The sequence below is a fragment of the Corynebacterium sp. c24Ua_83 genome (assembly GCF_039907245.1).
In the GTDB taxonomy this organism is placed as follows: domain Bacteria; phylum Actinomycetota; class Actinomycetes; order Mycobacteriales; family Mycobacteriaceae; genus Corynebacterium.
The window spans coordinates 1-9,291 of sequence record NZ_JASBOI010000029.1 but is presented as its reverse complement, the minus strand read 5'-3'; the positions used below and the strand labels follow the sequence as shown (position 1 = coordinate 9,291).

9 protein-coding genes and 1 pseudogene are annotated in these 9,291 nt (G+C 56.0%); 4 read left to right on the top strand and 6 right to left on the bottom strand.

Annotation, left to right across the window (positions count from 1 at the left end):
• Window positions 1–94: 94 nt before the first annotated feature.
• Genes QKE30_RS10435 through ribB form a run of 3 tightly spaced genes read right to left on the bottom strand, consistent with a single transcriptional unit; the run spans window position 95 to window position 4,263 of the window.
• Complete coding sequence (locus QKE30_RS10435; protein WP_239200961.1) at window positions 95–2,254, bottom strand: MMPL family transporter; 2,160 nt, start codon at window positions 2,252–2,254, stop codon at window positions 95–97.
• A 3-nt stretch (window positions 2,255–2,257) separates the two neighbouring features.
• Window positions 2,258–3,502: a 1-acyl-sn-glycerol-3-phosphate acyltransferase gene (locus QKE30_RS10430; RefSeq protein ID WP_297667735.1), complete on the bottom strand. Its 1,245-nt coding sequence runs from the start codon at window positions 3,500–3,502 to the stop codon at window positions 2,258–2,260.
• Between the two features lie 8 nt (window positions 3,503–3,510).
• Complete coding sequence (gene ribB, locus QKE30_RS10425) at window positions 3,511–4,263, bottom strand: 3,4-dihydroxy-2-butanone-4-phosphate synthase (RefSeq protein WP_239200951.1); 753 nt, start codon at window positions 4,261–4,263, stop codon at window positions 3,511–3,513.
• Between the two features lie 188 nt (window positions 4,264–4,451).
• On the opposite strand from ribB, the gene QKE30_RS10420 reads away from it, so the two are divergent.
• Both QKE30_RS10420 and QKE30_RS10415 read left to right on the top strand, forming a co-directional pair.
• A complete protein-coding gene (locus QKE30_RS10420) occupies window positions 4,452–4,877 on the top strand; it encodes an SRPBCC family protein (protein WP_239200949.1) in 426 nt (141 codons plus the stop codon).
• Window positions 4,874–5,365 carry a MarR family transcriptional regulator gene (locus tag QKE30_RS10415; protein ID WP_110099798.1) on the top strand — a complete coding sequence of 164 codons (492 nt, stop codon included), beginning with the start codon at window positions 4,874–4,876 and terminating at the stop codon, window positions 5,363–5,365. The genes QKE30_RS10420 and QKE30_RS10415 overlap by 4 nt, the downstream gene beginning before the upstream one ends.
• A gap of 161 nt (window positions 5,366–5,526) precedes the next feature.
• Here QKE30_RS10415 and QKE30_RS10410 read toward each other — a convergent pair whose 3' ends face one another.
• The 3 genes from QKE30_RS10410 to QKE30_RS10400 all read right to left on the bottom strand — a co-directional run bounded on the left by QKE30_RS10410 (window position 5,527) and on the right by QKE30_RS10400 (window position 7,944).
• Window positions 5,527–6,051 (bottom strand): hypothetical protein, encoded by a 525-nt coding sequence (locus QKE30_RS10410; RefSeq protein WP_239200948.1) that lies wholly within the window; start codon window positions 6,049–6,051, stop codon window positions 5,527–5,529.
• Between the two features lie 492 nt (window positions 6,052–6,543).
• Window positions 6,544–7,557: an AAA family ATPase gene (locus QKE30_RS10405; protein WP_239200947.1), complete on the bottom strand. Its 1,014-nt coding sequence runs from the start codon at window positions 7,555–7,557 to the stop codon at window positions 6,544–6,546.
• A gap of 195 nt (window positions 7,558–7,752) precedes the next feature.
• Window positions 7,753–7,944 carry a helix-turn-helix domain-containing protein gene (locus tag QKE30_RS10400; RefSeq protein ID WP_239200946.1) on the bottom strand — a complete coding sequence of 64 codons (192 nt, stop codon included), beginning with the start codon at window positions 7,942–7,944 and terminating at the stop codon, window positions 7,753–7,755.
• Window positions 7,945–8,000: 56 nt separating this feature from the next.
• Here QKE30_RS10400 and QKE30_RS10395 point away from each other — a divergent pair, with 56 nt between their 5' ends.
• Together QKE30_RS10395 and QKE30_RS10390 are read left to right on the top strand one after the other, a co-directional pair.
• Window positions 8,001–8,606 (top strand): helix-turn-helix transcriptional regulator, encoded by a 606-nt coding sequence (locus QKE30_RS10395; protein ID WP_239200945.1) that lies wholly within the window; start codon window positions 8,001–8,003, stop codon window positions 8,604–8,606.
• Window positions 8,607–8,823: 217 nt separating this feature from the next.
• Window positions 8,824–9,291: pseudogene (locus QKE30_RS10390) on the top strand (hypothetical protein); the annotation flags it as partial.

Sequence of the window (9,291 nt, the reverse complement as noted above, 5' to 3'; positions counted from 1 at the left end):
AACTTCCTCAACGCATCGCATACCTACGCACGTCTAGTCGTTGTCCGAGGAATGCATCAGTTGCACTGGGTAGATGTTCACAATGTCAGCGTTATCAAATAGCCATGGGGATTGACTCTGGGCATCGGATGTCATCGTCCGCACCTCCTCCCAAATCTGCCGTAATACTAGGTGATCCACCCCACACACTGGGGCCGATGAGTGTGAGAACCGAGGGCAACAGGAGTGGGCGGACAATCAACGCGTCCATTGCCACAGCCATGGCGAGACCCAAACCAATTTCACGCACGATGCTGATCTCCGCAACCATGAACGAAAGAAATACTCCGATCATGATGATCGCCGCGAAGATTACCAACCGCGATGTCTTCGCGATTCCGAGAGAAATGGCATGTCTATGACGCGCGGTCTTAACAAACTCTTCTTTCATACGGGACGCCATAAGCACCATGTAGTCCATCGATAGGCCAAAGACGATGGCGAAGATAACGATCGGGGTGACCGAGTTGATGGAATCACCCGTCACGGCTTTCCATATAAAGGACAACAGCCCCATCGCCGCAGAGACCACCAGTCCGTTGAGGGCAACCGCGAGGACGGGCAGGCGCCACGAGCGGAATGCCCAGCCCAGCAGAGCCAACGAGATGAGCACCACGGCTGCGATGATCCAGGGAATGGAGCTTTCGACCAAACGGTCGAAATCATCCCCCTGGGCGGTGGCTCCCGAGACGTAGACATCAGCCTGGTCGCCTGTGAGATCTTTAATATCTCGGATCATCTCGTGGGCGTCATCAGAATCCGGCAGTCCCGTCGAGGTGACGAGCACGCGAGAGTAATTCACTGACTGTTGCGATCCCGATAGTGGGTAGGGGGAGAACTTTTTCTCTGGCGTCCCCGGGACAAGCACCTGATCGACGTTGCTGACGCCACCAAGTTGGTCGGCAAATGCTGTGGCTTTCGCCTGCACGTCTTCAGCTGATTCGCCCGGTGCCCCTTCGAAGGTCACGCTCGTGGGGAACAAGGCGCGGGCATCGAGTTCGGACTGGATCGCTTCGATGCCCTCGCGGGAATCCTTGCCCTCTGGGAGGATCGACGCGCTGGCGACTGGGACCTGCAGCTTGATTCCCGCCAACGGTGCGGCACATACGAGCAGTGGCACGACGACCGCGAGAGCCACGATGGCTGGTTTGGTCAGTGCGGCGCGGAGCATCGGTGAATCTTTTTCCTCCTCGATAACCAGCGCGTCGTGGAAGCCCGGCAGTTTGCCGAAGAAGAGTCGGTCGCCGAGCACGGTGATGATGGCCGGCACCAGGGTGGAGAGAGCAAGCAGCGCAATCGTCGTCACAATGATCCCTGCCAACGCAATAGAAGAAAAGACCATATTCCGAGCGATAAACAGGGCGCACAAGGCGGCGATGACGCTCAGGCCGCCAAAGCGGATGGCATGCCCCGCGGTATGCGTCGCCAGGCGCAATGCCTCCGGTTTGTCCACCCCAGCGTGGATGTTCTCTTTGTAACGAGCAATGAGGAAGAGACAATAGTCCACGCTCACGGCCAAGCCGATCAATGATGCACCCGTGACGTACATGTTCGACACATCCATGAACTGAGCCAAGACCGTCCCGGCACCTTGTGTTCCCGCCAGGCAGATGCCTGCCGTGATCAGCGTGACCACGGTCGGACCGACGGCGCGGTAGATGAACAGCAGCACGAGGATGAGCAGCGGGAAAGCGATCATTTCCGCGTGCAGGGCATCTTGCTGGGACTGAATATTCAGGTCATAGTCCAGTGCCGCAGCGCCCGTAACGTGATTGTCTACCGCGGTGCCGTCGACAGCCTCGGCGACTTTGTCGCGGAGTGTGGGCACCATGTTCTGTGTCGTCGTGTTGTCGGCGTCGAAGCCGACTTGGACAATCTGCGTCTGCCCGGAGTCAGAGCCGAGCTGCGCGACTTGTCGTCCATCCGTCACATACTCAACGTGTGGCAGCTCGTGGATGGCAGTTTCCACGGCATCCAGTGTTGAAGAATCAACGGTCTCGTCGGAGGTGAGCACGACGGAGAGTTCATTGTCGGCATCGCCGAAGGCCTCGCGGTTGACGTCTTGGCCGGCGAACGATTGACCGTGTTGGTCATTGAAGCCGCCGGCTTTGACGGCGTCGTTAAGATGCCATGCGCCGACCGCGCTGAGGACGAACACTACTGCCCACAAGAGAATCACGAGCTTGGCGTGACGCTGAACAAATGTAAGAATCATGAGTTATGGCCTCCCGTGTGCTGCGCCGGTGAGCTGGGCTAAGGCACCAGAGATCTTCTCTTTGCGCGCGACTCCTCGGGGATCAGCAGCATCAATGTTGTGTAGTGCGTGTTCGTAGGCGTCGACGGCGCCGGAGGTGTCACCGGCGGCAGCCAGAGACTCCGCAAGCCCCACATAGGCCTGTGATGTCATCTGCCCTTCGCGGGCGACGGCACGCTTGAAGTGTGTGCTCGCTTTGCCTGTGCCGCCTCCCATCCATGGCGGCAGGACGAGAGAGCTACGGCCAGCGAGGTAGGCCGCGAAGTCGTAGGACGAATGCAGGTCGGAAAGTCGATCGGCTTTTTGATTCACGGCAGCGGCACGCACCATCGTGCCCACGGGAGTCAGTGAGTTTAAGGCGCGGAAGCCGTCGATGCGTGTTTTCTGTACCTGCAAGTCCAAGCGCCGTCGAGACGTTTTATCTGCAATTCTCAGCAGAAGCTGAATCCGGGAGACGACCTCGGCGGGCAGGTTTCCGTCCACCGTGAGGTTCTCAGCCACCATGGTCTGGGAGAGCGTAACCATCCCGTCGAGTGCTTGGCCGGAATCTTTCGCGGTGACGTGACTGGAGCGGTACTTCAGACCAGAGATCTTGTCGAAAGCGTCATCGCGCATGGCGCGCGCTCGGGCACGTTCATCACCACTGGTCGGAACCGTTAACGGTTGACCAATCGCGACAGAGAGCAACCGACGGCGGGGAATGGACGCACCCTTCGGAAGCACCTCGGCCAGGCCGGTCATCCCGACGGGAATGACGGGCGTCTTGTTGGCCAATGCCATCCGGAACGCTCCGGACTTAAACGGGAGGAGCCCATCTCCCGTGTTGCGGGTGCCTTCGGGGTAGAGAACGAGTGTGTCGTCACGATCCAGGACGTCGCGGGCACGTTGGAAGATTTCTTCGCTGGGCGCGTTGCGGTCCACGGGGTAGCAGTCCATGGATTCGTGCCAGACGCGCGACAAGAAGGTGTCGAAGGCTTCCGCCTTTGTCGGGAACCAGACGCGGCCGGGGCGAACAGACTCGGCGAGGGTTTTCATCACGAAGTGGTCCATGTAGGACGAGTGGTTGGCGACGAGAATGACCGGTCCTGTGCGCGGGATATTCTCTAATCCTTCGACATAACCGACGTGTCGGAGGACGAGGTCGTGGATGCGAGGGGTCGATATTTTGCGGGTGGATTGCCCGATGCGGGTGGTGTTGTAGTTGACCATGGTGGCACTTACTTCACGCTCGTCAGGGGGGTGGCCAGTGGGGAGCCGTCGGGACGTTGGGTGATCGCGACACCGGCGGCGACCTGTTCTTGGCGGTAGGTGCGCAAGCGTTCGATGGTGGATAGTGCGATGCCGCGTTCGGCGCACCATTCCACGAGCTGTGGGAGGCGCAGCATTTCGCCGTCGTCGCCGATGATTTCGACGATGGCTCCCACAGGCGCGAATCCAGCCATGGCGGCGAGGTCACTGCCTGCTTCGGTGTGGCCGATGCGGGTGAGCACGCCGCCCTCGCGTGCCATGAGTGGGAAGACGTGGCCGGGGCGGTGGAAGTTGCTGGCTACTCCCCCGGAGGCCAACAGGTTGATCGTTGCGGCGCGGTCGGAGGCGGAAATGCCGGTGGTGATACCGAAGTCGGCGATGGCATCGCAAGAGACGGTAAAGGAGGTGCCGAAGTCGTCTTCGTTGCGTTCGACCATGGGAGCGAGGTTGAGGGTGCGGGCGTGCTCAGCGGTCATGGGAACGCACAGCAATCCCTTGCCTTGGGTGATCATGAAGTTGACAGTCTCGGGAGTGATCGCTTCGGCGGCCATGATGAGGTCGCCTTCGTTTTCTCGATCTTCATCGTCGACGAGAACGACCATCTTGCCGGCGGCAATATCCGCGACGATGTCTTCAATGGGAGCCAGGTGGGTTTCTGCACGGAGGCGAGCGGTGGTCTTGGTGTCGTTGGTCTGTGGAATGTCGGTCAGCATGCGGGTCATGGTTAGATCCTTTCAAGAAATACCCGTGACACAACATCATTGTTGCGTCATTGGTATTTATAATTCAGGCCGGAAAAGCGCTCCACACGAACGGTAAAGTACCCAATATTGGGGGTAGATTGTTACATAATTCCAGCTTGATTAGCACCAATTCCCTTTTTACTGGGTGATCACCTATTATTCATGCCATGTCATTAAATACTCAGAACTCCGCAGTTATTACTCTTGAGCATGATCCGTCTATGATTAGAAAAATCCTGCTCGACATCAGCAATCTCTCCACATGGAACCCTGCCTTCAGCAATATCGGGCCAGAAGATTCCGACGGTGCGCATTCCGTAACCATCCGTAGCCTCATGAAAGGAAAGTTAACCTACACGCAACCCTCCCCTGACGTCATCACGTTTCATATTGAGATCCCGGGCCTCACCGAAGAATCCACCTTCACCCTCACCCCAGATCCTCGCGGCACGACGGTCGCCCACACCATCAACCAGCACGGTGTCCTCACCGCCATCATCGGTGACCACGAAGCCTCGCTCGTCCCCCACAAACGCCTGACCCGCCTCGCCCAGACCCTCAACAACTCCTCCCCACACGACATCTCCTCATGAACAAGACCATTGCCGACCACCCTGAAGAGTTCCGCTACCTGATCCTCGCCCTCCAACGGCAAGGAAACCGACAACTCAACAACCTCTTTGCACAGCTGGACCTGACCAATTCCCAAGCCGAAGCCATCGAAGTCATCGGCACCTACGGCCCGATGAGCACTCGAGAAGTCGGCGATTACCTCGTCTGCGAATCCGGCAGCCCCAGTCGCCTGCTCACCACTCTCGCATCCAAAGGGCTGACAATGACCTCCCAGTCCACCACAGATAAACGAGCAACCCTCCACGCTCTCACGCCGGCCGGTCGTGAAATGGTTGCCGCAATCACCAATCTCAAGAAGAACTTCGACGACAGTATCGGTGATGCCCTCACCCATGCGCTCAGCGCTCACCCGGAGGACATCCTCACCCAACTGACCTGTCTACTGACTGACCCCTCCCTAAGCGCAGCCATGAAGAAGCGCTACCCACACCTGTTCGACAAGCTCTAGATTCCAGTCCCATCGCGACCGGATCGACAACAATGCATCCACCTGGCTACTTGCCCGTTTCACTATCGCTACGGGCAGTCGCCCTTCAAATCCACCCACACCGTTTGCACATCATGTGCGTCGGGTTACGTTGTGACAAAACAGGTTGGTTTTTACAGGCTCTACCGTCCGTTGTCCCGCATCCATTGACGAATCTTTTTACGGTTCCAATGGGCCGGAACAGTGACTAGTTGGCCGGCCACTTTGGTGGTCTTAGTCTCCCCGCTAAACGTAGGCAGTGGCGCGGCCTTGGCGGCGGGGCGTTGTTCTGCAACAGGTGTGGGGGCTTCTGCGTTATTGGGGCGTTTGCGACTATCGGGTCGTTCGCGACTATTGGACCGTTCGAGTTCTCGCCGAAGTGCGGCGTTTTCCTTCTTCTGTTCGCGTAGCCGGTGTTGCTGATAAGCAAGAGCATCCCTGAGGCGAAACGTCTCCCGTAAGGCGGACTCGAGTCGTTCTTTTTCCTCTATAGGAATCAGGCTTAACTCCTCGGCACTGTGCTCTAATCCGGTGCGGAATGCCGCAAGATGTTCGTCTGTCCACTCCATCATTTTCAACACCGCGGATAGCCGCCGTGGGTGTCCACTTAGCCACTGGGTGACCTGCTCGGCATCGATGGGTTTGTAGACCTCTACGGGACGTTCCACGACCTCCTGGGCGATCAATCCGTCACGGGCTGCGCGACGTTTTTCCCAGGCGCGGCTGCGACAGGTTTGGCTACAGTAGCGAGGCTTACGCCCCACCCCTGCGTAGAACAGTCGCATACCGCATTCAACGCAGCGTAAGGGCGTGGTTTCTGGGGGTGTCTCCATGCATCCACAGTAACCTATTTCGTCACAACGCAACCCGAAGCACATGATGTGCAAAAGGTGTGGGTGAATTTGAAGGGCGACTGCCCGTAGCGATAGTGAAACGGGCAAGTATCCGAGTGGATGCATTGTTGTCGATACGTGCGCGTGGCGTAGCGAGCTGGGGTGGGCTGTATCGATGCCAGTTGAGCCATGTGCGTGCGCGTGGCTCAACTGATGTCCAAGGTTGAACCACCTGCAACAAACTAGCAGGTCATCCAAGGTCCCACAGTTACGCCACCGTGTTAGCCAAACCGCCAGCTTGGCCAACACTGGCTCAACTGAGTTTTCCTAGTCTGATGAACCATTCTGAGAGGTGCTAGACGGAAGACTCCAAGTAGCCATCCGTGGGAAGCCACTGTATTCGCTTACTCCGCCTATCTTTGCGAATGCTCTTTGTATGGTTCGGGGGGCAGCAATATTGTCCTTGTGTGCCTGCGTGAGGACATCTCGCTTCTTCATACTCCCCTTCATCTCAAGCAGATCCCACAGCCAGATTTCAGCGTCGCTCATATTTGGATCGCCATCGGTATCTAGAAGACTCGCCAAATGAGATCCATCGTGATCTGAGTAGTTGCCCCAATTAAGCACCCCAACATGTTCAACGGAACCATCGGGAAGGCCGACCTCGGCCGATTCCACAGTAGCCATTCTTGAAACAGTCTTTCGTGAGAGATTCCCCTTGGCATTGGAGACAAAGAGTGTCCCCGAGTCCGGGTCTTGCCGCACAGCTAGCACCGACCGGGCGACCTGTGACCACGCAGCCGATCCCAGGATCAACTTTCCGGTATCGGCTCCATCTTTCTTGCCGAAATGAACCAACCCCAGGACAACACAGTTAGCTTCTTGGGCCATTTTTGAAAGAGGTTCTAGAAACTGGCGAATATCCGTGTCTTTGTTGCCGTCGAGCCGTTCTGACATGACGGATTTTGCCGCATCAAGGATCAGCAAACCAACACAATCCTCCTTGATTCTCTTGGCAAGCTGCATCGAGTCACCTGGAAGTGAAAGAGCCACCGAGGTTGTTGTGCCAGGATCACCCGGCGAGGTGATTTCCACCTCTGGGAAGAGGACTCTTTCAAGTTCTGCTCCTGCCGCCTTGAGCCTCGGGACTACCGTTGTAGCGATGTTGTCCTCTGAAGCGACGTATGCGACGTTGATCGGGGTTCCAGTTAGATCACCTCTTGTTGCGGCCGCTGCCCAGTAACAGGCGATTGTCGATTTACCGATACCCTCTCGACCAGCTAGAAGAGTCAATGAGCTCGCTGGAATCCACTGATCCACTAGCCAATTGATCTTTTCCATCTTGACCTTCGAGGCTGGAAGCATTTGAATCCTTCGAGCATCTAGCTTGTCAGGCCGATCTGACTGTATTCTGGAGTCCGAATGTTGCATTGCATTCCTATCGACCTCATGATTCGCGGCATCGAATCGTGGGGTCTTTTCATTTTTTGAGTTCAATTACGGTCCTTTCTACGAAGACGAGTCCCTACAGCAGCTTCACGCCATTCCCCCTCTGCTTGTCTGTTCCTTCTGAGCTTCAAGCCAAGCTAGGACATCTGCTTCGTCATAGACTGTGCGTCGCCCAATCTTCCAAGACCTTGGACCTTCTCCAGCTTCGCGCCAATACTTCAGTGTTGCCTCGCAGATTCCTGTGCGAGTAGCCACTTGCTCGGTCGTGAGAATTACCATGATATGCTCCTTTCGCATAGACTTTCGATCATGGCAAGTCCGACATTAGCGTTAGTATGCTGTGGTCGCAAGCATATTGCGTTAATAGCAATGAAGAAGATAACTTCCATCGAGTTCAGAAAGGCGTGGGAGAAACAGTGGACAACACTGGAATTAACACCTCAAAGAGAGCACTAGGTCAGTACTTATACGAAGCCCGACTGAAGGCGGGGTACACACAGTTATCCGCTGCAGATCGAGTATCAGAATGGTTGGGCAACTCTTTTGGCCCTACCACCCTCTCTAAGATAGAAAGCGGGACGAGGACTCTCTCCTTCTCAGAAGCGCGTGCGCTGGCACGTACTTACGGACTCTCACTAGACCAAATTGCCGAATTCGATAATGACGCTCCCTTGCAGGCTAAGGCCTATACCGTAGGTTTGAATGTTGGGGAGCTCTGCCTTCTATTAGACCGATTTGCAGACTTGAGCCGTCGTGTAACCAAGGGAATAGATACCTTCGTCAACCAACCTAAGGACCCCGACTGGGACCCCACTCAAATGGCTATGTTTGACCGATGCTCAGAACAGTTTGTGTGCGCAGCAGAGAAAATTGAAAAGTTTCAGCCGACCGCATACGAACTGAAGCGTCAACTCGACACCGTCGCTGAGTACGAAAGCTAAGCGGCGAGAAGAACGAACTATGCCAACTTTCACTCGAACTACGGGTAACCCAATAATCCAAGATCTTTGGTTTACCAGACACGGTGGAAAAACTAAGCGACACGGACTAGGAAAGAGATGGTCAGTCCGGTGGAACGAAGCGAACGGCAAACAGGTTAGCAGGTCCTTTGCTCGCAAGTTAGATGCTAGGAACTTCGCAGACTCTATTACCGCCCAAGTGAATCGTGGAGAATACCGCGATAAGGCATCTGGCCAACGCTTGGTCAGGGATGTCTTCAATGAGTGGGAGCCCACCGCAGTAAACAACAAGCAAAAGACTCGCGATGACCGATTGAGTCTTTGGCGAGTCCACGTTGAGCCGCATTGGGCTGAATGGAAAATCTCTGACATCCGCAAATCAGATGTGTCTAAATGGATCGCTGCCATGTCTAGCGACAAGGTAGGCAACAGAACGATCCAACGAGCGGTGGGTGTTCTCCGAGGAACGCTCGGGTACGCAGTAGATGCTGAAATGATCGCTGTAAACCCTGTGGTTAGCGTTCAATTACCTAAGACCACCACCCGCCGCCGCAGTTATCTCTCCATCAAGCAAGTGGAGAAACTGGCAAAGGAAATGCTGGAACCTCCAGAGGAGCTTGGTTTGAGTGAAGCAGAAAAGGCTGTCTACGCCGCTTTCCATGCCCAA

What these genes read in the sequence shown, in the direction of transcription:
- QKE30_RS10435 (WP_239200961.1), bottom strand. Translation starts at nt 2,254, where the DNA reads ATGATTCTTACATTTGTTCAGCGTCACGCCAAGCTCGTGATTCTCTTG.
- QKE30_RS10430 (WP_297667735.1), bottom strand. Translation starts at nt 3,502, where the DNA reads ATGGTCAACTACAACACCACCCGCATCGGGCAATCCACCCGCAAAATA.
- ribB (WP_239200951.1), bottom strand. Translation starts at nt 4,263, where the DNA reads ATGACCCGCATGCTGACCGACATTCCACAGACCAACGACACCAAGACC.
- QKE30_RS10420 (WP_239200949.1), top strand. Translation starts at nt 4,452, where the DNA reads ATGTCATTAAATACTCAGAACTCCGCAGTTATTACTCTTGAGCATGAT.
- QKE30_RS10415 (WP_110099798.1), top strand. Translation starts at nt 4,874, where the DNA reads ATGAACAAGACCATTGCCGACCACCCTGAAGAGTTCCGCTACCTGATC.
- QKE30_RS10405 (WP_239200947.1), bottom strand. Translation starts at nt 7,557, where the DNA reads ATGGAAAAGATCAATTGGCTAGTGGATCAGTGGATTCCAGCGAGCTCA.
- QKE30_RS10400 (WP_239200946.1), bottom strand. Translation starts at nt 7,944, where the DNA reads ATGGTAATTCTCACGACCGAGCAAGTGGCTACTCGCACAGGAATCTGC.
- QKE30_RS10395 (WP_239200945.1), top strand. Translation starts at nt 8,001, where the DNA reads ATGCTGTGGTCGCAAGCATATTGCGTTAATAGCAATGAAGAAGATAAC.